Genomic DNA, 25,435 nt, shown 5'->3' on the forward strand with positions numbered 1-25,435 from the left:
TCAGACGATCCCGGTCAGGTAATAGACGGCGATCACGAAGAAGACCGCCAGCGTCTTGATGCAGGTGACGGCGAAGATGTCGCCGTAGGATTGCCGGTGCGTCAACCCGGTGACGCCCAGCAAGGTGATGACGGCGCCGTTGTGCGGCAAGGTGTCCATGCCGCCGCTGGCCATGGAGGCGACGCGGTGCAGCACCTCCATCGGGATGCCGGCGGCGTTGGCGGCGGTGATGAACTGGTCGGCCATCGCCGCCAGCGCGATGCTCATGCCGCCCGACGCCGAACCGGTGATGCCGGCCAGCGCGGTGACGGTCACCGCCTCGTTGACCAGCGGGTTGGGGATGGCCGACAGGGCGTCGCGGATGATCAGGAAGCCGGGCAGCGCCGCGATGACCGCGCCGAAGCCGTATTCCGAGGCGGTGTTCATGGCGGCCAGCAGCGAGCCGCCGATGGCGGCCTTGGTGCCCTCGGCGAAGCGCTGCGACACCGGCTTCCAGGCGAAGGCCAGGACCATCAGGATGCCGCAGAGCAGCGCGCCCTCGACCGCCCAGATGCCGGCGACCGACGACACCTGGGTGACCAGCGGCTTGGTGCCGGGGGTCAGCGTCACCTCGTTGGTGGCGCCGTAGACGCTGGGGATGGCCAGGGTGAACAGCTTGTTCAGCACGCCGACGGCGACCAGCGGCGACAGCGCCAGGATCGGGTTGGGCAGCGATTCGGCCGCCACCGGCTCCGGCTCGTTGCTGTGGCCGCTGCCATAGCCCTCGCCGCGCGCGATGGCCGAGCGGACGCGCCATTCCAGATAGAGGAGGCCCACCACCAGGATGAAGGCCGAGCCGATCAGGCCGAGCCAGGGGGCGGCATAGGCGTCGGTCTTGAAGAAGGTGGTGGGGATGATGTTCTGGATCTGCGGCGTGCCCGGCAGCGCGTCCATGGTGATGGTGAAGGCGCCGAGTGCCACCACGCCGGGGATCAGGCGCTTGGGGATGTCGCCCTGCCGGAACATCTCGGCGGCGAAGGGATAGACGGCGAAGACCACCACGAACAGCGACACGCCGCCATAGGTCAGCAGCAGGCAGACCAGCACGATGGAGGTCACGGCACGCTCGCGGCCGACCATCTTGATGACGGCCGAGACGATCGACTTGGAGAAGCCGGACAGCTCGATCACCTTGCCGAACACCGCACCCAGCAGGAAGACCGGGAAGTACAGCTTCACGAAGCCGACCATCTTGTCCATGAACAGGCCGGTGAAGATCGGCGGCACGGCGGACGGGTCGGTCAGCAGCACGGCTCCGAGAGCCGCGACGGGCGCGAAGAGGATCACGCTGAAGCCGCGATAGGCGACCAGCATGAGGAACGCGAGCGCTCCCACGCAGACCAGGAAACTCATTTAGGCGATACTCCCTTATGTTTTTGTTGGGCCTTATGGTCTTGTTTGGCTGGCGACGGCATCGGGCGGGACCGCGACCCGCGCCGACCGGCGCCGTCACCCGCTTGCGGGACGAAGCAGCGCGCGCAGGCGTGCCATGCCGGCCTCGTAGAGGCCGCGGACGAAGCGTTCGGAGTCGTCCTCCGGCCGCTTGAGCGGATTGAAGGTGGCTGTCCAATGCAGCAGCGCCTGGCCACCCCCGTCCGGGCTGAGCCGGATCTGGGCCAGGAGGCCGTCCACCGGGTAGGGTCCCGCCACCACCGCGTAGGTGTAGGCGTCGTCGATCCGGCTGACATGCTCCAGCCGGTGGACCACCCGCGACCCGTCGTAAAGCTGCAGCCGCCGGAGCGCCCCCTTCTCCGTTCCGTCCACCGTCATGGAGGCGGCGCCGGGATACCACTCGCCCAACGCACCGTCCCAGCGCACCAGCGACCAGACGCGGCGCGCCGGGGCGGGCAGAAGGGTGGATGCTGTGACCAGCGGCATCGCGGCTCTCCATGAGGATCCCCGGCGGGGATGCCCGCTTTCAGCAAGGCGCGTGCCAGTGCTCCGCGGGGTCGGTGAAAAGCCGTTAATGCCTTGAAAGTCCACAAAACCTCATCCATCGCCCGGCATCGGCGGTGATATTTCAATTCTCTTTTTCGAGACAAATAATAACCATACTGTCTCTATGTCGAGATATTGTCTCGAATCAGAGAACAGGGGTGGAGCGGGACGAAGCTCCCCGGGGATGGTTGAGGTCCGGGCCGGGCGGGAAGTCTCAAGTCCGGATGGGGGCTTGACCTTCCCATCGCTGGAAGCCCCATCCTCGCCCCATCGCATCATCATGCTGCCGAGGGAGAAGAGCCATGCTGACGTTGAAGGTGTCCGGGATGACCTGCGGCCATTGCGCCCAGACCGTGACCAAGGCGGTGGAGGCGCTGCCGGCCGTCGAGCGTGCCCTGGTCGACCTGAATGCCGGCGAAGTGTCGGTCGAGGGCAAGGCCGATGAGGCCACGATCCGCCAAGCCATCGAGGACGCCGGCTATGAGGTGACGGGGCAGGCCTGACCGGTTGCCGAGCCTAAAGACAATGGGCGCCTGGCCATGACGGCCAGGCGCCCATTCTCGGTGGCGTCTTCCCGGAAGGTTCGTTTGATTGTTTTGTACGCTTATTTCGTCAGGATCAGCTTGTTGGCGCGGGTCACGCGCAGGCGATAGCTCTGCCCGGCGTGCTGGATCACGATCTCGCGGCTGCCCGACATGAGGCGGGCGGATTCCACAACCGGCAGGGAAACGGCGGTGAAGGAAGCGGGAACGGAGACGGCGCTGTCGTGCATGGCGTGTCTTTCTTGCAGAACGGCGTGGCAGGATGGGCGTGCCTGTCCGAAACGGAGCGTTCGACGTCGCCCGGGCGTCAACCTTGGAGAGACAGTAACCGCGCTCCGACCCAATTGCAAGTCATTCTCATTCTCTTCTGCTTCGGTCGTCGTCCGGCCCCTCGCCGGCAAAGGCCGGTCCGCCCGGGCCGGCCGCCAGATCCACCACGCGGTCGGCCAGCGCCAGGCTCCTCATCCTTGCAGCATGGTGCCGACCGCGGCGCGGACGGCGGCGTCGAGGCCGGCGAGATCGCGGCCATTCACCCGCCCCACGCCCGCCGCCGGGCGGATCAGCCTCCCACCGCCGAATGGATCAGCCAGCGCAGCGTCGCCAGCAGCAGCTTGTTGTACTCGTTGACCAGCAGGCTCGCGGTGCCCGGCCACAGCCACCATTCCTCCAGGTGGACGGTGGGCGCCACCACGGGATAGGGGACCAGCTCGATGTCGGGCATCGCCATCGACAGCTCCAGCAGGCTGCGGCGCATATGGTAGTTGGCCGTCACCACCCGCAGCGACCGGAACCCCTGGTCGCGCATCCAGTCGGCCGTCTCGTAGGCGTTGCCGATGGTGCTCTCCGCGGAGTAGCCCAGCGTGATGCAGCATTCCAGCTCGGTCGGCGACCGGCGGGACAGCTTCAGCAGCTCCTGCACCTCGACCCCGTCATAGACGCCCGAGACGAACAGCTTCTTCGCCCGTCCGGCGGCGAGAAGCTCCAGCCCGGTGCTCAACCGGTTGCTGCCGCCGGTCAGCACGACGATCGCGTCGGTCTGCCGGCCGGCATCGGGCGAGCTGCGCGGCACGTCGCCGGCATACCAGACCAGCCCGGCCGCCCAGGCCAGCCCCAGCAGCAGCGCTCCGGCCAGCAGGGTCCCGACCGCCCGCGCCACCACCCCGCCGCGGCGCCCGCTGCCGCCTCCACTGCCGCCTCCGCCAACCCGTCCGCCGGCCCCCGTCCTCACGGCATCGACCCCAGCGTGCGCAGCACGGTCCAGCGCGCGGTGACCAGCGCCAGCAGGGCAAGCGCCAGCGGCACCAGCAGCAGCGCCGCCCATTGCCAGGAGGCCAGCGCCAGATCGGGAAGCATGCTGGCCCGCAGTCCCTGGGAGGCCCGATGCAGGCCGAACAGCGCGCCGCCGGCCAGCAGCAGGCCGATGCTGCCGCCGCGCAGGCTCATCGCCACCACATGCCGCTCGAACTGGCGGGAGACGTAGCGGTCGGTGGCGCCCATCAGGTGCAGCAGTTCCACCACCGGCCGGTGGATGGCGAGGCCGGTGCGCACGGCGAAGACCACGGTCGCCACCGCCGCCGCCCCGATCATCACCACCACGCCGAGCGCCACCAGCCGCACCGCCCCGGCGAAGGACCGGAGGTCGGCAAGCCACACCGCATGGTCGTCCAGCGTCGCGCCCGGCGCCGCGGAAGCCAGCCGCAGCCGCAACGCCGCCACGTCGACCGGCCCGTCGGTGACGACGTCGATCAGCCGCGGCATCGGCAGCAGCGGATCGGCCGCCTCCGGCCCGAGCCAGGGCTCCAGCAGGTGGGCGATCTCGCCGCCGGACAGCAGCACCGCGGACCGGATGCCGGGGGAGGCGCGCAGGACGGTCAAAGCCGCCTCCGCCCGTTCGTCGAGCGGCGTCACCGGGGCGCCCGGCAGCGGCGCCACCTGCACCGTCAGGCCGCCGGCCAGGCCGTTGTCCCAGCGCCGCGCCATGTCCGACACCAGCATGGCGCCGGCCGAGGCCAGCACTGCCAGGAACACCATCAGCGCGGTGATCCAGCCGAGGAAGCGGGCGCTGGGATCGACCGCCAGCGGCAGGTCGGAACGGGGGCGGACGGGGAGTAGCGCCATGCCGCTACTCCCACCGCGTGTCGGGATGGCGGCCGTTGCGGGCCGGCCGGACCTGCAGCCGCCCGCTGTCGAGATGGAGGTGCGGATGGTCGAAGCGGCGGATCAGCGCCTCGTTGTGGGTGGCGATCACCACGGTGGTTCCCAGCTTGTGCAATTCCTCGAACAGGTAGAGCAGGCGCATGCCGATGCCGTCGTCGACGTTGCCGGTCGGCTCGTCGGCCAGCAGCAGCCGCGGCCGGTTGATGACCGAGCGGGCGATGGCGACGCGCTGCTTCTGGCCGCCCGACAGGGTGGAGGGCTTGGCGTGCAGGTGGTTGCCCAGTCCCACCCAGCGCAGGATCTCGGTGCAGTGGGCGACGATGTCGGCTTCCGGCGTGCCCGACATGCGCAGCGGCAGCGCCACGTTGTCCAGCGCCGACAGGTGGTCGAGAAGGGCGAAGTCCTGGAACACCACGCCGATCTGACGCCGCAGCTCCGGCAGTTCGGCGCGGGTGGCCATCGCCATGTCGCGGCCGAACAGGGTGACGAGGCCGCGCGACGGGCGGTGGGCCAGATACATCAGCTTCAGCAGCGACGACTTGCCCGCCCCGCTGGCGCCTGTCAGGAAATGGAAGGAGCCCGGCAGCAGGGTGAAACTGATGTCGCGCAGGACCTCCGCCTCGGTCCCGTACCGCAAGCCGACATTCTCGAAACGAATCACGGTCCCACCAAAACCTTCTGCCCTCCCGCGCCGGGGACAATGCACCGGCGCCGGGGAGGAGTCCACCCGCCCCTTGCTCGCGTCCCCCCGCCGCCGCGGCGGCCAGCGCCGGCGGTCCGCAAGCGGGGAATACTTGAGAAGTCGATGAAGACCTGACAAGTTGCCGGCCATGATCTGGATCCGGTCCCTCGCCTTCAACATCGCGTTCCATGCCTGGACCGCGGTGATGTGCATCGCCCTGCTGTGGATGCTGCTGCTGCCGCGTCCGCAGATGGTCGCGGTGGTGGTCTGGTACCTGCGCAGCGTCGGCTGGCTGGAGCGCACGCTCGTCGGCATCCGCTACGAGGTGCGCGGGCGGGAGAACCTGCCCGACGGCCCCTTCCTGCTCGCCGCCAAGCACCAGTCGGCCTGGGAGACGATGAAGCTCCACCTGCTGGTGAAGGACCCGGCGATCATCCTGAAGCGGGAGCTGATGTGGATCCCGATCTGGGGCTGGTACGCCGCCAAGGCGAAGATGATCCCGGTCAACCGCGGCGCCGGCGGGGCGGCGATCAAGTCGCTGATCCGCAACTCGCGCCCGGTGCGCGACCAGGGCCGCCCGATCGTGATCTTTCCCCAGGGGACCCGCGTCGCCCCCGGCACTTACCGGCCCTACCGCATCGGCGTCGGCATGCTCTACGAGAGCCTCGGCATTCCGATCGTGCCGATGGCGCTGAACGCCGGCCTCTACTGGCCGCGCCACAGCTTCCTCAAGCGTCCGGGCACCGTGGTGGTGGAGTTCCTGCCGCCGATCGCCCCCGGCCTGCCACGGGCAGAGGCGATGCGCGACCTGGAAGACCGGCTGGAGGCGGCGAGCGACCGCCTGGTCACCGCCGCCGGCGGCCCACCGACCGTCCGCCCTGCCGCCGCCGAGCCGGCGAAGGAGAAGCAGGCGGCGCCGGCGGTGCCCTGAGGACGGCGGCAGCCCGCTTTCGGAGCGGGCTGCGCCTGTTGGCCCGGAGCGGGCTGCGCCCGGCGGCTTTAAGCGGGCTGCGCCCGATGGCTCAGAGCGCGCAGCCGGCCTGATAGCGTTCCATCGCCACGCGGATGTCGTCGGGGATCGGCACGGCGGCGAAGTTGTCCAGCGAGGTGGTGACCAGCGTCAGGCTGCCAGACAGCCGCACCTGCCCGTCATGCTCGCCGTTGATGCGAAGCTGCAGGGAGCTGCGGCCCAGCCGCTCCAGCAGGACGCCCAGCGTCAGCGTTTCGCCCATCCGGCTGGGGATCAGGAAGTCGCAGTCGGCGTGGACGATCGGCAGGCCGATCCGGCGCTCCAGGATCATGCTGGCATAGTCGATATCCAGGCCCTGGGTGAACCAGTCCTCCACCGCGCCGTTGAACATGTCGAAATAGACCGGGAAATAGACGATACCGGCCGGGTCGCTGTGGGAAAAGCGAATGGGCCGCTGCACCCGGAAACAGCCCGGCGGCAGGGGCCGGTGGCTGGGGTGTTCGTCTGCGCGGCGCGGCCGCTCGCTATACTCGTGCATCTCTCGTTCGATCCTTGTTCCGCGCGTAGGCCCGGCACCGGGGTGCCTGGTCCGGACGGTTGCCGCATCGAAAGCCGTTCATCCGGCAGTTGCGGCCACCCCAAACAATCAGGGAAAACCACCTTTTATTCAATGGCTTCGTGCAGCGATTCGGGATTCCCCCAGTGTTTCTGCCCGGATGCTGTTGCGGAAATGCTGCACTGCAAACGCTTTAACCGGCCGGCAAGCCCGCCGTTCCGGCCGACCACAATTTGTCCCGCATTCGTCGGATATCCGGCAAAAACATCACACAAAGATCCCGCAGCCCCGCGCCATCTTCGCCCCGCACACGGCTTCAGGCCCAGAACGGACATCACGCCCCATCAGCGCCCACCCGGCGCCGGGCGCACATCAGGCGAGGACACCGAACCGATGGCCAGCACCACCACCAAGATCGTCGTGAACGCCAAGGGCATCGCCGCCGGCGGGACGAACGCGCATTTCACCCTGCTTGTCGACGGCCAGAAAGTGGGCGAAGGCACCGCCGGAACCACGGCGAAGGATTTCGTCTTCACCCCCGTTCTGACCGCCGACACCGCGCACAAGGTCCAGATCCAGTACGACAACGACGGGTCGGTCAACGGGCAGGACCGCAACCTGACCGTCAACAGCATCAGCATCGGCGGCAAGGCGATCGCCCCGAACGCCGGCATCGTCAGCTACGACAAGTTCGCGCTCGACGGCAAGGACGTGGTCGCCGGCCAGTCCAACATGTGGTGGAACGGCACGCTGGTGGTGAACGCCGACAAGAGCTATTTCCCGGCCTCCACCTCCCCTGCCCCCACCACGCCGACGCCGACCCCCACCACGCCTGAGGCCGGCACCACCGGCAAGGACACCATCGTCGTCAACGCCCAGGGCGTCGCGGCCGGCGGTGTGAACGCGCACTTCAAGCTGCTCGTCGACGGCAAGCTGGTCGGCGACGCCACGGTGGGCACGAGCGGCAAGGACTACAGCTTCACCACCGACGTGGCCGACAAGGTCGCCCACAAGGTCCAGATCCAGTACGACAACGACAGCATCGTCAACGGCCAGGACCGCAGCCTGACGGTCAACAGCGTCACCATCAACGGCCACAAGTACGCCGCGACCGACAGTGCCGTGACCTACGACAAGGGCGCGCTCGACGGCCGCGACGTCGTCGCCGGCCAGAAGGGGATGTGGTGGAACGGAACGCTGGTGGTCGACGCCCCCGCGCATGACTTCCCGGCCGGCTCCGTGACCACCCCGACCACCCCGACCACCCCGACCACGCCCACGACGCCCACCACGCCGACCACCCCCACCATCCCGGAACCGACCGGCCCCGGCTTCTACGTCGCCACCAACGGCAAGGATAGCTGGTCGGGCAAGCTGGTGGCTCCCAACGCCGACGGCACCGACGGTCCCTTCGCCAGCCTGCAGAAGGCCCAGTCGGCCATGCGGTCGAGCGACATCGACACCACCTACGTGCGCGGCGGCGACTACCACCTGAAGAGCCCGCTGTGGCTGGACGGCCAGGACTCCGGCGTGACCTTCGCCAGCTACGGCAACGAGAAGGCGGTGATCCACGGCGGCTCGCAGGCATCGGTGTCGATCGGCGTCGGCGGCGCCAAGAACGTCACCATCGAGGGGCTGACCTTCACCGACGGCGTGGCGAGCGGGCACTATGTCTTCGCCGACAACGCCTCCGGCCTGGTCTTCGCCAACAATGTCGTGAAGGGCGGCGGCTACGGCATCACGGTGCAGAACAGCGCCAACAGCCAGGTCGTCGGCAACCAGTTCGAGAGCACCGGCGCCGAATCCATCTTCGTCAAGGCCGGATCCAACGCCACCGTGGTGTCGGACAACCTGATCCGCCATCCCAACGCCGCCGACCGCGGCGACGCCGGCATCTGGGTCAACGGCAGCTCCGACGTCAAGGTCACGCACAACCAGATCGAGGACTCGCCGGAGAAGGCGATCGCCGTCGGCTCGGTGCAGACGGACGGCAGCGACGCGACCTACCGCGCGACCATCGCCTACAACAAGATCATCGACGCCAACCTGGAATCGAACGACGGCGGCGGCATCTACCTGATCAACCGCCAGCAGGACCTGACGAACCACACCGTCGTCAACAACGAGGTGACCGGCACCACGGCGACCAACCCGTCGGGCCAGGTGGCGAGCTGGGGCATCTATCTCGACGACTGGACCAGCGGCGCCACGGTGAAGGGCAACTACGTCCACGGCAACATCGGCGGCCTGTTCCTGCACGGCGGCTGGAACAACACGGTGGTGAACAACCTCGTCGCCGGCAACACCGGCGACGCCATGGGCCTGCAGCAGAGCGTTGCCTGGAGCGGCTGGAAGGGCCACGTGATGTCGAACAACGAGATCTACCATAACATCTTCGACACCTCGAAGGGCACGGCGGTGGACATCTACGGTCCCGGCGGCGCCGGCACCTTCCACGACAACGAGTATTCGGGCGCCCAGGCCAACGGCAAGCTGTTCCAGGTCTGGCCGCAGGTGCTGCCCAGCGGCACCACCGGCACGCTGCAGAACTGGCAGGCGGCCGGCTACGACAAGGGCTCGGAGTGGATGGACCCCCACTTCATCAACCCGGGGGCCGGGGATTACACGCTGGCCTCCAACTCGCCGGCCTATGGCGAGGGGTTCGTCGCCCTGCCCTTCGACCAGATGGGCCTTCTGCATCACGCGTGACGCCTATGACGGCCGGCGCAATTGCGCCGGCCTTTTTTCCGGCTGGAACCTTGGGCGTGGGCAAGACGTTATCGCTTTCGAAAAGTCTCACCGACAAACGCCGGGGGGATCTTGAAGACAAGACTCGCCACCCCAACCTGTCATGCGGTCAAGCTGCCCCGCCCGTAAGGAAAGCGCACGGCATCCGCTTTTTGAAAACATCGGATATCCCGCGCGAAACCCGGGCGGCTGGGCGCCTGCCCGGCCGGCCTGCTGCCGGCCGACAGCCAGTTCAAGAGGAAATCATGGATCGCCGTGAATTTTGGATGAACGACCCCGAGCTGAAGGCCGCCTACGAGGCGCTCGGCCCGAACTTCCGCCGTGAGGTCGAAATGGCGCAGCAGCGCCGCAGCCAGCGCACCATCCAGGGCGCCGCCATCGCCACGCGCACCGGCCGCACGGCCGCCCAGGGAAGCCGCACGGTTGCCCATCCGGCCGCCGGCCGCCGTTAAGACCACAGGCTTTTCCGTCTGCACGAAGACCGGGGCAGGCGTGCCTTGCGTCCTTGAGGATGGATCGGCGGCATAGAGCGGGCGTAGACTCGAAGGAACGGTTCCATGCCGTTCGTCCGCCTCGTTCCCGCTTCCGGCCAGATCAATGTCCCCTTCCAATTCCCCGCATCACGCGCTGCCGCCCCGGCTGCGACGGCCCCGCCATGTCTGGGTATCCCCGACCACTTGGCGCCGTCGGCTGCTGTTCTGGGCCGGTGCCGGTGCGGTCGGGCTGATCGCCGTCCTGTTCGCCGTCGCCGCCGACTATGCCCAGGCGCTGTTCCAGGCGGCGAACGGCGCCCTGCCCTGGCTGCCCTTCCTGATGACGCCGGCCGGCCTCGCCCTGTCGGCGTGGGTGGCGCTGCGGGTGGTTCCGGGGTCGCAGGGCAGCGGCATCCCCCAGGCCATCGCCGCCCGCCACCTCCAGGATCCGGCAGTCAAGCGCCGGCTGCTGTCACCGCGCATCGCCGTCGGCAAGATCCTGCTCACCCTGCTGGGCCTTGCCTGCGGCGCCTCGATCGGGCGCGAGGGGCCGACGGTGCAGATCGGCGCCTCGGTGATGCTGGTCGCCGGCTCGGTCGCCGGGCTGGGCCGGGAACCCGGACTGATCCTGGCCGGCGGTGCCGCCGGCGTGGCCGCCGCCTTCAACACGCCGTTGGCCGGCATCGTCTTCGCCATCGAGGAGATGGCCCGCAGCTTCGAGAAGCGCACCAGCAGCCTGGTGCTGGTCGCGGTGGTGGCCGCCGGCCTCGTCGCCATCGCCATCCAGGGCAACTACGCCTATTTCGGCCATACCGCCGCCGCCGTCGGCTGGCACGACTGGGAAGCGGTGCTGGCCGCCGGCATCCTCGGTGGCCTGGCCGGCGGCGGCTTCAGCTCGCTGCTCCTGTGGATGTCGGCCGGCATCCGCGGCGGCTTCGGCGGCCGGCTCGCCCGGCATCCGGTGCTGGTGGCGGCCGGCTGCGGGCTGGCGCTCGCGGCCATCGGGTTCGCCACCGGCGGGCTGACCTTCGGCACCGGCTACGAGCAGGCCCGCGCCACGCTGGACGGCATGGAGGTGCTGCCCTGGTACTACGCCCCGGCGAAGCTGCTGGCCACCGCCCTCTCGGGCGTCTGCGGCATCCCCGGCGGCATCTTCTCGCCCTCGCTGTCGGTCGGGGCCGGCATCGGCTCGCTCATCGGCGGCCTCCTGCCGGACAGCCCGCAGGGCGCCGTCGTCCTGCTGTCGATGGTCGGCTATTTCGCCGGGGTGGTCCAGGCGCCGCTGACCGCCGTGATCATCGTGACGGAGATGAGCGCCTCGCCCGACATGCTCTTGCCGCTGATGGTCAGCGCGATGATCGCCACCACCCTGTCGCGCCTGGTCTGTCCCAGGTCGGTCTACCACGCGATGGCGGAGGGTTTCCTGGACCTGCTGAAGGCGGGCGAGGCCGGCAAGGCGGCGCCCGAGACTGCGGCGTCAAAGACCGCATCGACGCTGCCGTCGCCGTGAGGGACGCCGCACCGGCGGCGCCCCCTCCCCCGGTTTCCTGTCCCTACCTCCAGGCGCTCGCCGCGTCCAGCCGCGCGATGTCGCCGGGCTCCAGCCGCAGCCGCACCGCGGCGACCAGGTCGCCCATCTGCTCCGGCTTGGAGGCACTGGCGATCGGCGCGGTCAGGCCCGGCCGCGCGATCAGCCAGGCGAGCGCCACCTGCGCCGGCGTGGCGCCGTGGCGGCCGGCCACCTCGTCGAGCGCCGCCAGGATCGCCCGGCCGCGGTCGTTCAGGTATTTCGACACCACGCCCTGCCCGCGGGCGCTCTTGCCGGCGTCGGCGGCCGAGCGGTACTTGCCGGTGAGGAAGCCGCTGGCCAGCGAATAATAGCTGATGACGCCCAGGCCGTTGTCGCGGCACAGCCCCTCCAGCTCCGCCTCGTAGCCCTGCCGGTCGAAGAGGTTGTATTCCGGCTGCAGCGTCTCGTAGCGCGGCAGGCCGCTGCGGGCGCTGACCTCCAGCGCCTCGCGCAGGCGGGCGGCGGTGAGGTTGGAGGCGCCGACCGCCCGCACCTTGCCCTGGTCGATCAGCTCCTTGTAGGCGCCCAGCGTCTCCTCGAAGGGGGTCGACGGATCGTCCCAGTGGGACTGGTAGAGGTCGATGCGGTCGGTCTGCAGCCGCTTCAGCGACGCTTCCACGGCGGAGCGGATGTAGGCGGGCGACAGGCCCTTCCTGCCCGGTCCCATCTCCGACCCGACCTTGGTCGCCAGCACGATGCGGTCGCGGTTGCCGCGGCTTTTCATCCAGTTGCCGATGATCGTCTCGGATTCACCGCCCGCGTTGCCCGGCGCCCAGGCCGAATAGACGTCGGCGGTGTCGATGAAGTCGAAGCCGGCGTCGACGAAGGCGTCGAGCAGCCGGAAGGAGGTCGCCTCGTCGGCGGTCCAGCCGAACACGTTGCCGCCGAAGCACAGCGGCGCCACCGTCAGGCCGCTGCGGCCGAGTGCGCGTCGTTCCATCGGTCCTTCTCCTTGATCCGCTCAGGGTTGGGTCGGGGGTCGCCTCAGGCGGTGCGCCGCCCGAGGAACTCGGTCAGGTAGAACAGCAGGCCCAGCGCCGGGAAGGCGAAGCCGATCCAGGTCACCGGTTCCCAGCCGCCGGTGGCGAAGGCATAGCCGGCCAGCGCGGAGCCGGCGGCACCGCCCAGGAAGAAGATCGCCATATAGATGGCGTTCATCCGGCTGCGAGTCTCGGCACCCAGCGAATAGATGGCGCGCTGCCCCAGCACCATGTTCATCTGCACGCCCATGTCGAGCAGCAGGCCGGCCAGCACCAGCAGGGCGATCGAGCCCTCGCCGGCCCGCGCCACGAAGAAGGACAGCGCCGCCATCGCCAGCGCGACGCCGGTGGCCGGCCGCGTCCAGCCGCGGTCGGCGATCCGCCCGGCGATCGGCGCCACCAGCGCGCCCGCCGCGCCCGACAGGGCGAACAGCGCGATGCCGCGCTGGGTCAGGTGGAAGGGCGCGCCGGCCAGCAGCAGCGGCACCGCCGTCCAGTAGAGGCTGAAAGAGGCGAACACCATGGTCTGATAGGCGGTGCGCCGCTGCAGCACCGGCGTGCGGACCAGCAGCCGCCCGAGCGAGCCGATCAGCGCGCCATAGCCGGATCCGGCCCTCGGCCGGCGCTGCGGCAGCACGCGCGCCAGCAGGACGGCGAATCCGACCATGACCACCGCCGACAGGGCGAACACCGCGCGCCAGCCCAAGCTGTCGGCGATCAGGCTGGACACCGGGCGGGCCAGCAGGATGCCCAGCAGCAGGCCGCTCATCACGTTGCCGACCACCCGCCCGCGCGAGGCCTCCGGCGCCATGTGGGCGGCGAGCGGCACCAGCATCTGCACCGCGACCGAGGTGACGCCGATCAGGAAGGCCGCCGCCAGGAACAGCGAGGCGGTCGGGGCGACGGCCGCGACCAGCAGCGCCGCGACGGTGCTGCACAGGGTGACCACCACCAGCCGGCGGTTCTCCAGCAGGTCGCCGAGCGGCACCAGCAGGATCAGCCCGACGCCGTAGCCGATCTGCGTCAGGGTGACGACCAGGCTCGCCGCCTCCGGCGACAGCCCGACGGCCGGGCCGATCAGCGCGACCAGCGGCTGCGCGTAGTAGATGTTGGCGACCACCACCCCGCAGGCCATCGCCATCAGGATGACGAGCGAGCGGGACAAGGCCGGGTGGGCGAGGTGCTCGCCGGCGTCTTGGGCAGCGTTTCCGGGGGAGGGAGAGGCGGCTGTGGGCGGCATCGCGCGGTCCTGTAAGGGGCGTAACTGCTTGGATCGGGATCAAAACAGCCGCCACCCTACGTCGGCGCGCGCGGCCGGCGCATCGGTGATTTGCGCCGCCCCGTTATGCGCGGCCCGCGCCGGGGCCGCCATCTCCGCCGCCCTGCGCCGGCTCAGGGCAGTTGGACGGCGGATTCCCACAGCCGCAGGAAATGCTCGTGCTTCTGTCGGTCGAGGAAGACCAGCAGGGCCGGGCTGAGGGCGATCGGATGCAGGGGCGCCAGGCTGCTGGAGCGCAGGCCGGTTTCCGACGCCTCGCGGGTGACGGAGGAGGACAGCGCATAGAGGGCCGAGGCGTCGGCGACCACCTCCTGCCCGCGGGTGGACAGCAGGTAGTCGATGAACTGTCCGGCCAGCCGCGGGCGCGGTGCCGACCGCGGGATCACCGCCACCCGCGAGATGACCAGCGTGTAGTCCTCCGGCATCACGACGCCGATGGGGCCGCCCGCCGCGACGCGGCCCCGCGCGTAGGAACCGAGGACGTTGTAGGCGATCAGCACCTCCCCCCGCTCCACCATGTCGAGCAGGTCGGCCGTGCAGCAGGCCAGATGGACCTGGGCGTTGCCCATCAGCGCCACCAGTTGCCAGTACTGGCTGAACAGCAGCGCGTCGTGGGCGGCCAGCAGGTAGCCGATGCCGCTGTCGGCCACGTCGTAGGTCGCGACCAGCCGGCCGTAGTCGCCCCGGTCCTCGCGCAGCATCCGGATCAGCGCATCGCGGGTGCGCGGCACGCGCTCCGCCGGCAGGAGGGACCGGTTGTAGGCGATCACCGCCGGCTCGAAGGTGAAGCCGAACGCCTCGTTGCGCCAGTTCGCCCAGTCCGGCAGATGGGGCACGTCGGCCGGGACGTGCGGCTGGGTATAGCCGTCGTTGACCAGCTTCACCTGGAGGTCGGCGGCCGAGCTGATGAGCAGGTCCGGCTTGTCGGTGTCGGCATCGCCGATGGCGCGGGCATAAAGCTCGGAGGTGCCGACATCCACATACTCGACCGCGACCTCCGGGCGCGTCCGCTGGAAATCGAGGATCAGCGGCTCCATCGCCTGGCGGTCCGTCGCCGCATGGATGCGCAGCGTCTCCGCCTGGATGCCGGGGGCCGGATAGGAGAGGGTCCGGGCGGCAGCCCGGCCCGGCTGCCCCGGGATGCCCGCCAGCAAGGCCAGCGGAACGGCCAGCGCCAGCAGCGCGGCCCGTCCGGCGGTCGACGTCGGAGTCGTCGTCGGGGTTGGCGGCGGCGGCGGCGCGGCCGCCGCCGCGGGCGGCGGGACGGCAGGTGGCGGAGCGGCAGGTGGCATGGCGGCAGGCAGCACGGCGGCGGGAGCGGGGTCCGGAAAGTCGATGCGCACGACCAGTCCGCCGCCGGGGCGGTCGAGCAGCGACAGGGCGGCGCCATGCGCCTCCGCCACCGACAGGACGATGGCCAGCCCCAGGCCGCTGCCGGCGATGCCGGCGGCCGAGCTGCCGCGGCCGAACCGGGTCAGCACGCCGGCCTTCTCGTCGTCGGGGATGCCGGGGCCGCGGTCGGCGACTTCGAGGCGCAGGGCGCGGCCGCCGGGACGGCGGGCGAGCGACAGCTCGATGCCGCCGGAGGACCCGGCATACTTCACCGCGTTGTCGACGAGGTTGGTCAGGGCCTCGCGCAGGCTGATGGCATCGCCGGGAACCAGCGCCGGCTCCGCCGCCGGGTCGATCTCCAGGCGGATCGGGGTGTCGCCGGCGATCGCGCGGGCGCGCTGGATCACCTGCTCCAGCAGCGCGCCGACATCGACGTCCTCCGGGTTCAGCGCCTCGCTGCGGTGCATCACCATGGCGTGGTTGAGAAGCTGGCTGGTGAGCTGGCTGGCCTCCACGGCGTTGCGGTGGACGCGCTGGGCGATGCGGCGCAGTGCGGCGGGATCGTCCTCGTCGGCCGCCAGCTCGGCCTGGAGGCGCAGGCTGGCCAGCGGCGTACGGATCTGGTGGGCGGCGTCGGCCAGGAAGGTCTGCATGGTGTCCAGGTTGGACTTCAGCCGCTCCATGAGCTGGTTGATGGCATGGACGAGCTGCGACACCTCCTGCGGCGGCGGCATGGCGACCGGCGACAGGTCGCGGGCGTGGCGCTCGCGCAGGACGCGTTCCAGCGCGCCGAGCGGGGCCAGCGCCTGCCGGATGCCGATCCACGCCAGCCCGGCCACCGCCAGCATGGCGAAGGCGATGGGCAGGAAGGCGTTGGCGAGGATGTCGCGGGCCAGAGCCCGCCGCTCCTCCCGCGTCTGGGCGACGGCGACGGTCACCCAGCCGGCGAGGCCGGGCTGCACCACGAAGCGGTCGAGGGTGGCGACCCGCACCGGCGCGCCGCGGTAGAGGGCGTCGGCGAAGCGCGGGCGGGCATTGCCGCCGGGCTTGTGGCCGGAGGGCTTGGCGGACACCGGCAGGTCGCCGTAGCCGGTGACCGGCGTCCCGTCCGGCGCGACGATGCGGTAGAAGAGCCGGTCGCGCCCGCCCTGGGCCAGGATGCTGAGCGAGGAATAGGGCAGGTCGACCAGGAAGCGGCCGTCCTGCACCCGCACGGCGTCGGCGATCGACAGGGCCGACGCCGCCAGCAGCCGGTCGAAGGCGGCGTCGGCGGCGCGCTGGGCGTAGGCGTCGACGAACAGGAACAGCCCGCCGGTCAGCGCCGCCAGGACGCCGAGCAGCCGGACGAACAGGCGGCGGCGCAGCGAATAGCTCCGGTCATTCCCCGGCGTGGATTTCCGCCACATATCCCAGCCCCCGAACCGTGCGGATCTCCATGGAAGATCCCTGCATCTTGCGCCGCAGCCGCGACACATACAACTCGATGGCGTTCAGCGCGGTGGGCTGGTCCAGGCTGAACAGGCGGTCCATCAGGTCTTCCTTCGACATCACGGCGCCGCGGTTGCCGAGGAACAGCTCCAGCAGCCGGAACTCGCGCGCGCCGAGCTCCACCGGCCGGCCGTCCACCTGCACCGTCTTGGCCGCCGCGTCGAACAGGATGTTGCCGAACTGGGTCCGCGACGAAGCCATGCCGTGGGAGCGGCGCAGCAGCGCCCGGCAGCGCGCCTCCAGCTCGCGCAGGTCGAAGGGCTTGACGATGAAGTCGTCGGCGCCGAGGTCGAGCAGGTCGATCTTCACGTCGACCTGCGAGCGGGCGGTCATCATCAGCACCGGGGTGGCGTTGCGGCGGCGGCGCAGCCGGGCCAGCAGCGCCTGCCCGTCCACGCCCGGCAGCATGATGTCGAGCAGGACGAGCTGGTAGGGCTCCCGGCGCAGCAGCTCCTCCGCTTCCTCGCCGTCGCTCACCCAGTCCACCGCATAGCCCAGCTTGCGCAGGCGGTGGACGATGGCGTCTGCCAGATCCTCGGTGTCCTCGACGACGAGAATGCGCATGGATTTCCCCTCCGTGCCGGACGCCTCTCCCGCGGCCCCTCCCCGCGGCCCAGTCCCGATCAATGGGCCATCAGGATCGGCAGCGTAGGCGGTTCGCGCAGGATGTCGAGCGTCACGCCGCCCCACACCCGCTCGCGGACGCGGCTGTGGCCGTAGCCGCCCATCACCAGCAGGTCGCAGCCGAGGCCCTGCGCCCCGTCCAGCAGCGCCTTGCCGACGCCCTGGCCGCCGACGGCGATCCGCTGGACGGCCGCGACGATCCCGTGCAGGCCGAGATAGGCGGTCAGGCGGTCGGGGTCGGCGGCGCGGCTGCCGTGGGAGCCGTCGGTGGACAGCAGGACGACCTTCCCGGCCCGGTGCAGGAACGGGATGGCCGCCGCCACCGCGCGCGCCGCCGCCGAGCCGCCGTCCCAGGCGACGGCGACCGTTCCGCCGATCGAGGCCGGCTCCGCCCGCGGCGCCAGCAGCAGCGGCCGGCCCGAGCCGAACAGCGCCGCCTCGATCACCGGCCCCATGGCGTTGGTGCCGTCGGAGGCCTGGGCGATGACCGTCAGGTCGGCCAGGCGTCCCTCCTCCGCCACCGTCTCGGCCAGCGGGCCGGTCGCCTGCTGCCAGGACGCCGCGACGCGGGCGGCATGGCGGGCGCCGAACTCGTCGAACAGGCGATGGGCGGCGTCGATCACCTCGGCCTGCTCGGCCTGGCCTATGCGGATCAACTGGTCGACCAGCGCCTTGGGGATGGCGGTGCTCTCGATGGAGGTGCGGATTTCCACCTGCGGCATGACGCTGAGCCCCTCGACCTGGGCGCCGAACCGCTCGGCGACCAGGAAGGCGGCGGCGACGGCGCGGCGGTCGAGCGGCCGGCCGGTGAGGGGAACGAGGATCTTCTTCATGGCTCGGGGGTCTCCCTGCAGGATCCGGCGACAGACTGAAGGCGGCGTGGCGGAGGCGTTTCCGGCTGCGGCGCCTCAAACCGTTGAGGTCGTGCCGGGCCGGTCGGTGCCGCCCGCCGCCGCGTTGCGGTTGCGGCGGCGCAGAAGCAGCGGGCCGACCACCAGCAGCACGGCGACGGCGAGCAGGACGGCGGAGATCGGGTGGGAGACGAACACCGTCGGGTCGCCCTGGCTGATGGCGAGCGCGCGGCGGAACTGCTGCTCGGCCAGCGGCCCGAGGATCAGCCCGACGACGCAGGGCGCCACCGGCACGTTCAGCACCCGCATGCCGAAGCCGACCAGGCCGATCCCCCACAGGATGACCAGATCGACCACGTTGTTGTTCAGCGTGTAGGCGCCCAGCGTCGAGAAGACCAGGATGCCGGCATAGAGCCAGGGCCGCGGGATCACCAGCAGCTTCACCCACATCCCCACCAGCGGCAGGTTCAGCAGCAGCAGCAGCACGTTGCCGACATAGAGGCTGGCGATCATGCCCCAGACCAGCTCCGGGTTGCTGTCGAACAGCGTCGGCCCCGGCTGCAGGCCGTATTGCTGGAAGGCGGCCAGCATGATCGCCGCGGTGGCCGAGGTCGGCAGGCCGAGCGACAGCAGCGGCGCCAGCACGCCGGCGGCGGACGCGTTGTTGGCGGCCTCGGGGCCGGCCACCGCCTCGATGGCGCCGTGGCCGAACTCCTCCGGCTTCTTCGCCAGCCGCTTTTCGACCAGATAGGACAGGAACGTCGGGATCTCGCTGCCGCCGGCCGGCAGCGCGCCGATCGGGAAGCCCAGCAGCGTGCCGCGCAGCCACGGCTTCCAGGAGCGCGACCAGTCCTCGCGGCTCATCCACTTGGAGCCCTTCAGCGCGAAGATCTCCTCGGTCTCGAAGCGGTAGCGCGAGGCGACGTAGAGCGTCTCGCCGACCGCGAAGAGGCCGACGGCGACCACGACGGTGTCGATGCCGTCCAGCAGCTCCGGCACGCCGAAGGCGAGGCGGGCCTGGCCCGTCTGCATGTCGATGCCGACCAGCCCCAGCGCCAGCCCGAGGAACAGGCTGCCCAGGCCGCGCGCCAGGGAGTTGCCGAGCACGGCGGTGACGGTGGTCAGTGCCAGGATCATCAGCGCGAAATACTCCGCCGGGCCGAACAGCAGGGCCAGCTTCACCATCAGCGGCGCCACGAAGGTCAGCGCCGCGGTGGCGATGGTGCCGGCGACGAAGGAGCCGATGGCGGCGGTGGCCAGCGCCTGGGCGCCGCGGCCCTGGCGGGCCATGGCGTGGCCGTCGATGGCGGTGACGATGCTGCCGGATTCGCCGGGGGCGTTCAGCAGGATCGAGGTGGTGGAGCCGCCGTACATGGCGCCGTAATAGATGCCGGCGAACATGATGAAGGCCGAGGTCGGCTCCAGGTGGTAGGTGACCGGCAGCAGCAGCGCCACGGTGAGGGCCGGGCCGATGCCGGGCAGGACGCCGACCGCCGTGCCGACCGTGACGCCGATGGCCGACCACAGGAGGTTGTACGGCGTCAGCGCCACGAGGAAGCCGTTGCCGAGCGCGGCGAGCGTGTCCATGGATGCGTTTCCTTCCCGAATGCGCGCTTATTCGGCCGGCTCGAACCAGTCGCCGACGATGCCGGACGGCAGGTTGAGGTCGAGGCCGTAGTTGAAGACCGCGAAGGTCGCCCCGGCGAGCAGCAGGCCGAGGGCGACGTTCAGCAGGTAGCGCCGGCTGCCGAAGGCGCGCGCCACCGCCACGAACAGCAGGGTGGCGGCCGGGATCCAGCCGAGGAACTCGATCAGCAGGAACTGGGCGGCCAGCCCGGCGGCGACCAGCACCACCGCCCGCAGGTCCAGTTCCAGCCCGCCGTCATGCGCGATGTGGCCGGCGAAGGCCTCGCGCAGCAGCGACAGGCCGATCAGCACCAGCCCGCCCGCGATCAGGTAGGGGAACAGGGCGGGACCGACGACGCCCCGGCCGGCGGACGGGGTCAGCATGGTCTCGACGGCGATCAGCGCGCCGAGGGCGGCCAGCCCGCCGCCGAGCAAGGCTTCGCCGATCCGCAGGCTGCGGCCAGTGGTCATCCTCTCCTCCCTGTCCCGCTGTGGTCGGGTTTTTGCCCAAGCGTCTTACCTGGTCAGGCCGATGTCCTTGAGCGTCCCTTCGATGCGGGCGCGCTCGTCCTTCAGGAAGGCGGCGAACTGGTCGGCCGGCTGGTACTGGTCGATCCAGCCGCGCTGCTTCAGGATGTCCTGCCATTCCGGGCTGGCGACCGCCTTGGCCAGCGCCTCCTGAAGCTCCTTCATCTCCGCCGGCTTGGCGCCGGCCTGGGCGAAGACGCCGCGCCAGTTGACGAACTCCAGGTCGACGCCCTGCTCCTTCAGCGTCGGGGTGTCTCTGCCGGCCAGACGCTGCGGCGCCGAGACGGCGATGGCGCGCAGCTTGCCCGCCTGGAACTGCGGCGCGAACTCGTTGTAGCCGCCCATGCCGAGCGTCACATGGCCGCCGAGCGCCGAGGCCAGCAGTTCGCCGCCGCCGGCGGTGGCGACGTAGTTGACCTTTGCCGGGTCGACGCCGGCCGCCTTGGCGATCAGCCCGGCCAGGATCTGGTCGCTGCCGCCGGCCGAGCCGCCGCCCCACGACACCGAGCCGGGATCGGCCTTGAACTTCGCCAGCAGCTCGCCGAAGGACTTGATGGGGGAGTCGGCCGGCACGACGATGGCGGTGTACTCGCCGGTCAGCCGGGCCAGCGGCTTCACCTGGTCGAGGGTGACCGCCGATTTGTTCATCACGATGGCGCCCAGCATGATCTGGCCGCCGACCAGGATGGCCGGGCTGCGCTTCTTGGCGGTGACGAACTGCGCCAGCCCGATGGTGCCGCCGGCGCCGGGAATGTTGGCGACCTGGATGCCGGAGGCCAGCTTCTGGTCCTGCAGCACCTGCTGCAGCGTGCGGGCATGCTGGTCCCAGCCGCCGCCGGGGCTGGCGGGGGCGATGATCTCCAGCCCCTTCAGCTCGGCCAGCGACGGGGTGGCGGCCAGGGTGCCGGCCGCGATGGCCGCGGCGGCGAGGACGGCCTTGTAAAGGCCGGTATGACGGGAGCCCATGCGTATCCTCCTTTTGGCGTTTCTTGATGACGGTGCGGTGCGCCGCCGGCTACTTCACGAGCCCCAGCTCGGTCAGGACACCCTCGATGCGGCTGCGCTCGTCCTTCAGGAAGGCGGCGAAGCGGTCGGACGGCAGGTAGAGGTCGATCCAGCCGCGCTCCTTGGCGATCTGCTTCCACTCGTCGGTCTGGACCATCGCGCCGACGGCGTCGTCCATCGCCTTCAGCTCGGCCGGCTTCATCGAGCCGGGCGCCATCACCGCACGCCAGTTCACCAGCTCGACGTCGACGCCCTGCTCCTTGAAGGTCGGGATGTCGATGCCGGGGACGCGCTGCGGGGCGGAGATGGCGAGGGCGCGCAGCTTCCCGGCCTGGAGCTGGGAGGCCATCTCGTTGTAGCCGCCGGTGGCGACGGTGATGTGGCCGCCCAGGATCGACGCCATCATCTCCCCGCCGGCGCCGGCGGCGATGTAGTTCATCTTGCCGACGTCGCCGCCCACCGCCTTGACGATCAGCCCGTAGAGGATGTGGTCGGGGCTGCCGACGGCGAAGCCGCCCCAGGACACCGAACCGGGGTCGGCCTTGAACTTGGCGACCAGGTCGTCCAGCGTCTTGATCGGCGAATCGGCGGCGACGACGATGGGCTGGTACTCGCCGGTCAGCCGGGCCAGAGGCGTCACCTGGTCGAGCGTCACCGGCGACTTGTTGATCAGGATGGCGCCGATCATGCCCAGCCCGCTGATCATCATGCCGGGGTTGCGCTTCTTCGCCGTCACGAACTGGCTGAGCCCGATGGTGCCGCCGGCGCCGGGGATGTTGACCACCTGGACGCCGGAAGCGAGCTTGTGGTTCTGCATGACCTGCTGCATCGCGCGGGCATGCTGGTCATAGCCGCCGCCGGCATTGGCCGGGGCGATGATCTCGACCGACTTCAGTTCCGCGGCGGCGGGGGCCGCGAAGACGGCCGCGGCGAAAGCCGTTGCGGCGATCGCCATGGCGGCCGTGAGCGTGCGCCTGGCGGGAATGCCGAACGTCATGGGTGGACCTCCCTGTCGGATTTATCGTTGTGGGATCTATCGTTGATCGGACCGGCGTTGATCGGACCGGCGTTGATCGGGTCGGCTGGACCGGGCATCGCCCGGATCGGCGCCGGCGCGGTGATCGGATCGCGCCGCCGATCCGACGTCGGGCAGCAGTATGCTTCCCCCGGCCCCCGCGCCGTGCGCGGCACCGTGGAACACCGGCTCGCGCGCGTCTTCCCGGCCGTTCCCGGCCACGCCCACGGTGGCCGCTTTGGCGGCAGCTTTGGCGGTGGATCCAGGGGCGGGCTCGTGCGCCATGACGTCTCTCCCGAAGCATTGGTTCGTTCGGGATACTGTTTATCAGACAAACCTGTCACGAACCTGTCAGCGCCCGGATGCCGGGGATCGGCCGGGGCGGGCGGCGGTGCTCAGGCGGTTTCCCGGCACAGCGCGTGCAGCCACGCGCGGAAGGCGGGGAAACCGCCATCCTGCCGGCGGGAGGCGCGATGGACCAGGTACCAGGAATGGCTCATCGGCACCGCCAGCCCGAAGGGGGCGACCAGGCGCCCTGCGGCGATGTCGTCCTGGATGTAGATCCTCGGGGTCAGCGCCACCCCGATCCCGTCGATGGCCGCCTGCAGGGTCATGGCGTAGCTGCCGAACGACAGGCTCTTGGCCGCCGATTGCGCGGCTGATTGGGCGGCCGTCGGATCCGCCCCGGCGGCGGCGAGCCAGCGCGGCCAGTCCTCCGCCCAATGGGAGACGTGCAGCAGGGTGGCGGCAGCCAGATCCGCCGGCTCCCGCAGATCCGCCGCCAGCCGTGGCGCGCAGACCGGCAGCATGGTGGAGGAGAACAGCCGCTCGGCCTCGTAACCGGGCCACTGCCCGTCGCCCAGCAGGACGGCACAGGTCCAGTCATCGTTCATCGGCGCGCCCGCCCCGCCGGTGGCGATCCGCACCTCGATCTCCGGATGGGCTATGTGGAAGCCGGACAGGCGCGGGATCAGCCAGCGCACCGCCACCGTCGCCCCCATCCCCACCGTCAGCACCGGGCCGGCCCGCATCGCCGACACCTGCTCCACCTGCCTGGCGATGGCGTCGAAGGCCTCGGTCAGCGCAGGCCGCAGGCTGCGGCCCCGTTCAGTCAGCGCCAGCGCGTTGGCACGGCGGTCGAACAGCGCGAAGCCGAGCCGCTCCTCCAACAGCCTGACCATCCTGCTGACCGCGGCCTGGGAGACGTGGAGCTCCGCCGCCGCCGCGGTGAAGCTGCCATGGCGGGCCGCCGCCTCGAAGGCGCGCAATCCGTTCAGCGAGGGCAGGCGCCGCATGCCGCTATCCTTACTTCACCCCAACTTTTCCTGGGGCTGAGCATCGAACAATGCCGTTTGCAGCGCAAGCCGCCGCCATGCCAGCTTCCAGCATCATCTCCGACGTCCAGGCCTCTTCATGCTGACGCTTCCGCTGATGGTGGGGCTTGGCCTCACCGTTCTCGTGACCTCGTTTCTTTCGGGCTTGTTCGGCATGGCCGGCGGCATGGTGCTGATGGGGCTGCTGCTGGTCCTGCTGCCCGTGCCGTCCGCGATGCTGCTGCATGGGGTGACGCAGTTCGCCTCCAACGGCTGGCGGGCCTGGCTGTGGCGCCGCCATGTCTCCTGGCCGATCATCCTGCGCTTCGCCGCCGGCGGATCCGCGGCCGGCGCCCTGTTCGCGCTCGTCGGCGCCGTTCCGGACCGGGCGGTGTCGCTGCTGATCCTGGGGCTCTCGCCATTCCTGGCGCTTGCCGTTCCCGCCCGCTGGGCGCTCGATGCCCGCAAGCCGCTGCACGGGGTGGTGGGCGGTTTCCTGTGCATGGGGGTCCAACTGGTCGCCGGCATCTCCGGTCCGCTGCTCGACACCCTGTTCGTCCGCACCACGATGAGCCGTCAGAGCGTCGTCGCCACCAAGGCCACCATCCAATCCGTCGGGCACGCGGTGAAGATCGTCTATTTCGCCCCGCTGGTCGCGGCCTCGCCCGGCGAGAGCCTGGGCGCTCCCGTGCTCGTGCTGTCGGTCGTCATGGCCCTGGTCGGCACCAACCTGTCACGCCGGGTGCTGGACCGCATGAGCGATGCCCAGTTCCGCCTGTGGAGCCGCTACATGGTCATGGGAACGGCCAGCATCTATCTGGGCCAGAGCCTGCTGATGCTGGCCGCGCAGTGAGCGCCACGTCACAGCCGTGACCAGGATTCTCCGCCTGCCGCTGGGCAGGGGATTCCAGTGACGCTGACGTTGCCCCCTCCCCAACCCTCCCCCGCTTCGCGGGAGAGGGGGCAACGTCGGCGCTCCTGCGCTCAGGCGGGAATGACGGCACACCATCTCCCAAGCCTCTGGAATCCATCAATCATAGTCCCGATCCGCCCTTATCCTTACTGCTCGGGGGCCGGATCCGGGCCGCCCTCTCCCGGCGATCGCAACCATCCCATCCTTACCTCCCGGGGGCGGCATTCCTTACGCCTTGGGGGCTGCTAACCCATTGATCCGCGAGAATCGCAGACTCTCCCGGCTGCTTGGGACACGGAATCGCGCGTCATCCCGCCAATCCTTACCTCCTGGGGGCCGGGATCCCGCCGTTACCGCCCCCAAGCCGTAAGGATGGAGCGTTGCCATCATCCCCGAATAGCAAAATCAAGGCTGTCGCCCCCACGGAGTAAGGATGACGCGTTCCCCGTGGAGAGACTCTGAAGGCTGCGAGTCGGTCCGAGTCGGGTCAGGTAAGGATGCTGGAGGGTGTCGGAGGCCAGGATTTGGACTGAGCTCGCTCTCTCCAAGGCTGTGGTTTTTGCTGCGCTCCGACTCCCATTCCCTTTTAAGAGGATTCGTCGGCTGGGAAAGCCAGGGGAGTCCGCGAGTCGCCTCGAATCTTCCTTACACATTGGGGGACAATGCCTTACGGGGTGGGGGCGAGTCGCACACCCCCCGGGGCGTAAGGCTTTCTCCCCCAGGGGGTAAGGATGCGCGGCTTTTTGCGGCGGCACCCTTTCCTTACTTGTTTTTCCGGTAAGGATTGATTTAGCCTCCCTCGGTTT

24 protein-coding genes are annotated in these 25,435 nt (G+C 70.1%); 6 read left to right on the plus strand and 18 right to left on the minus strand.

Annotated features, from left to right (window positions below; all coding sequences use genetic code 11):
* A complete protein-coding gene (locus tag J2850_RS02110; RefSeq protein ID WP_209978257.1) occupies positions 1-1,392 on the minus strand; it encodes a GntP family permease in 1,392 nt (463 codons plus the stop codon).
* A 96-nt stretch (positions 1,393-1,488) separates the two neighbouring features.
* The gene (locus J2850_RS02115; RefSeq protein WP_209978259.1) at positions 1,489-1,917 is read right to left on the minus strand and encodes an SRPBCC family protein; all 429 of its coding nucleotides are present in this window, start codon (positions 1,915-1,917) and stop codon (positions 1,489-1,491) included.
* Positions 1,918-2,279: 362 nt separating this feature from the next.
* On the opposite strand from J2850_RS02115, the gene J2850_RS02120 reads away from it, so the two are divergent.
* Positions 2,280-2,480, plus strand: a complete 201-nt coding sequence (locus tag J2850_RS02120; RefSeq protein WP_209978261.1) for a heavy-metal-associated domain-containing protein — start codon at positions 2,280-2,282, stop codon at positions 2,478-2,480.
* A gap of 101 nt (positions 2,481-2,581) precedes the next feature.
* Here the strand turns inward: J2850_RS02120 and hemP are convergent, their stop codons facing one another.
* The 4 genes from hemP to ftsE all read right to left on the minus strand — a co-directional run bounded on the left by hemP (position 2,582) and on the right by ftsE (position 5,337).
* Positions 2,582-2,749, minus strand: coding sequence for a hemin uptake protein HemP (hemP, locus tag J2850_RS02125; RefSeq protein ID WP_209978263.1), 168 nt, complete (start codon positions 2,747-2,749; stop codon positions 2,582-2,584).
* Between the two features lie 329 nt (positions 2,750-3,078).
* Complete coding sequence (locus J2850_RS02130) at positions 3,079-3,747, minus strand: YdcF family protein (protein WP_307353616.1); 669 nt, start codon at positions 3,745-3,747, stop codon at positions 3,079-3,081.
* Positions 3,744-4,637, minus strand: coding sequence for a cell division protein FtsX (locus tag J2850_RS02135; RefSeq protein ID WP_209978267.1), 894 nt, complete (start codon positions 4,635-4,637; stop codon positions 3,744-3,746). The genes J2850_RS02130 and J2850_RS02135 overlap by 4 nt, the downstream gene beginning before the upstream one ends.
* 4 nt (positions 4,638-4,641) lie before the next feature.
* Positions 4,642-5,337 carry a cell division ATP-binding protein FtsE gene (gene ftsE / locus J2850_RS02140; protein ID WP_209978269.1) on the minus strand — a complete coding sequence of 232 codons (696 nt, stop codon included), beginning with the start codon at positions 5,335-5,337 and terminating at the stop codon, positions 4,642-4,644.
* A 169-nt stretch (positions 5,338-5,506) separates the two neighbouring features.
* On the opposite strand from ftsE, the gene J2850_RS02145 reads away from it, so the two are divergent.
* A complete protein-coding gene (locus J2850_RS02145; RefSeq protein WP_209978271.1) occupies positions 5,507-6,289 on the plus strand; it encodes a lysophospholipid acyltransferase family protein in 783 nt (260 codons plus the stop codon).
* Between the two features lie 91 nt (positions 6,290-6,380).
* Here the strand turns inward: J2850_RS02145 and J2850_RS02150 are convergent, their stop codons facing one another.
* On the minus strand, positions 6,381-6,866 hold the full coding sequence (locus tag J2850_RS02150) for an acyl-CoA thioesterase (protein WP_209978272.1): 486 nt from the start codon (positions 6,864-6,866) through the stop codon (positions 6,381-6,383).
* 411 nt (positions 6,867-7,277) lie between these two features.
* Between J2850_RS02150 and J2850_RS02155 the strand changes: the two genes are divergently transcribed.
* The 3 genes from J2850_RS02155 (at position 7,278) to J2850_RS02165 (ending at position 11,615) form a co-directional block, all read left to right on the plus strand.
* Entirely contained in the window at positions 7,278-9,593 is a 2,316-nt protein-coding gene (locus J2850_RS02155) for a carbohydrate-binding domain-containing protein (protein ID WP_209978274.1), read from the plus strand.
* Between the two features lie 284 nt (positions 9,594-9,877).
* Complete coding sequence (locus J2850_RS02160) at positions 9,878-10,084, plus strand: hypothetical protein (RefSeq protein ID WP_246512704.1); 207 nt, start codon at positions 9,878-9,880, stop codon at positions 10,082-10,084.
* Positions 10,085-10,229: 145 nt separating this feature from the next.
* Positions 10,230-11,615, plus strand: a complete 1,386-nt coding sequence (locus J2850_RS02165) for a chloride channel protein (protein ID WP_209978276.1) — start codon at positions 10,230-10,232, stop codon at positions 11,613-11,615.
* 43 nt (positions 11,616-11,658) lie between these two features.
* Here the strand turns inward: J2850_RS02165 and J2850_RS02170 are convergent, their stop codons facing one another.
* From J2850_RS02170 to gcvA, 11 genes are all read right to left on the minus strand, one after another.
* Positions 11,659-12,615, minus strand: a complete 957-nt coding sequence (locus J2850_RS02170) for an aldo/keto reductase (RefSeq protein ID WP_209978278.1) — start codon at positions 12,613-12,615, stop codon at positions 11,659-11,661.
* Between the two features lie 44 nt (positions 12,616-12,659).
* Positions 12,660-13,895 (minus strand): MFS transporter, encoded by a 1,236-nt coding sequence (locus J2850_RS02175; RefSeq protein ID WP_209978280.1) that lies wholly within the window; start codon positions 13,893-13,895, stop codon positions 12,660-12,662.
* 152 nt (positions 13,896-14,047) lie between these two features.
* Positions 14,048-16,672 (minus strand): sensor histidine kinase, encoded by a 2,625-nt coding sequence (locus tag J2850_RS02180; RefSeq protein WP_209978283.1) that lies wholly within the window; start codon positions 16,670-16,672, stop codon positions 14,048-14,050.
* On the minus strand, positions 16,644-17,318 hold the full coding sequence (locus tag J2850_RS02185; protein ID WP_209978285.1) for a response regulator transcription factor: 675 nt from the start codon (positions 17,316-17,318) through the stop codon (positions 16,644-16,646). Before J2850_RS02185 ends, J2850_RS02180 begins: the two co-directional genes overlap by 29 nt.
* A gap of 59 nt (positions 17,319-17,377) precedes the next feature.
* Positions 17,378-18,211 carry a universal stress protein gene (locus J2850_RS02190; RefSeq protein WP_209978286.1) on the minus strand — a complete coding sequence of 278 codons (834 nt, stop codon included), beginning with the start codon at positions 18,209-18,211 and terminating at the stop codon, positions 17,378-17,380.
* Between the two features lie 75 nt (positions 18,212-18,286).
* A complete protein-coding gene (locus tag J2850_RS02195) occupies positions 18,287-19,816 on the minus strand; it encodes a tripartite tricarboxylate transporter permease (protein WP_209978288.1) in 1,530 nt (509 codons plus the stop codon).
* Between the two features lie 27 nt (positions 19,817-19,843).
* Positions 19,844-20,326 (minus strand): tripartite tricarboxylate transporter TctB family protein, encoded by a 483-nt coding sequence (locus J2850_RS02200; RefSeq protein ID WP_209978290.1) that lies wholly within the window; start codon positions 20,324-20,326, stop codon positions 19,844-19,846.
* A gap of 45 nt (positions 20,327-20,371) precedes the next feature.
* Positions 20,372-21,349 (minus strand): Bug family tripartite tricarboxylate transporter substrate binding protein, encoded by a 978-nt coding sequence (locus tag J2850_RS02205; protein ID WP_209978292.1) that lies wholly within the window; start codon positions 21,347-21,349, stop codon positions 20,372-20,374.
* 49 nt (positions 21,350-21,398) lie between these two features.
* On the minus strand, positions 21,399-22,385 hold the full coding sequence (locus tag J2850_RS02210) for a Bug family tripartite tricarboxylate transporter substrate binding protein (protein WP_246512706.1): 987 nt from the start codon (positions 22,383-22,385) through the stop codon (positions 21,399-21,401).
* Between the two features lie 36 nt (positions 22,386-22,421).
* Entirely contained in the window at positions 22,422-22,688 is a 267-nt protein-coding gene (locus tag J2850_RS02215; RefSeq protein ID WP_209978294.1) for a hypothetical protein, read from the minus strand.
* A 110-nt stretch (positions 22,689-22,798) separates the two neighbouring features.
* Positions 22,799-23,698 carry a transcriptional regulator GcvA gene (gene gcvA / locus J2850_RS02220; protein ID WP_209978295.1) on the minus strand — a complete coding sequence of 300 codons (900 nt, stop codon included), beginning with the start codon at positions 23,696-23,698 and terminating at the stop codon, positions 22,799-22,801.
* A 118-nt stretch (positions 23,699-23,816) separates the two neighbouring features.
* On the opposite strand from gcvA, the gene J2850_RS02225 reads away from it, so the two are divergent.
* Positions 23,817-24,569: a TSUP family transporter gene (locus J2850_RS02225; protein WP_209978297.1), complete on the plus strand. Its 753-nt coding sequence runs from the start codon at positions 23,817-23,819 to the stop codon at positions 24,567-24,569.
* Positions 24,570-25,435: the final 866 nt, after the last annotated feature.

It is taken from the genome of Azospirillum picis (assembly GCF_017876115.1).
GTDB classification, from domain to species: domain Bacteria; phylum Pseudomonadota; class Alphaproteobacteria; order Azospirillales; family Azospirillaceae; genus Azospirillum; species Azospirillum picis.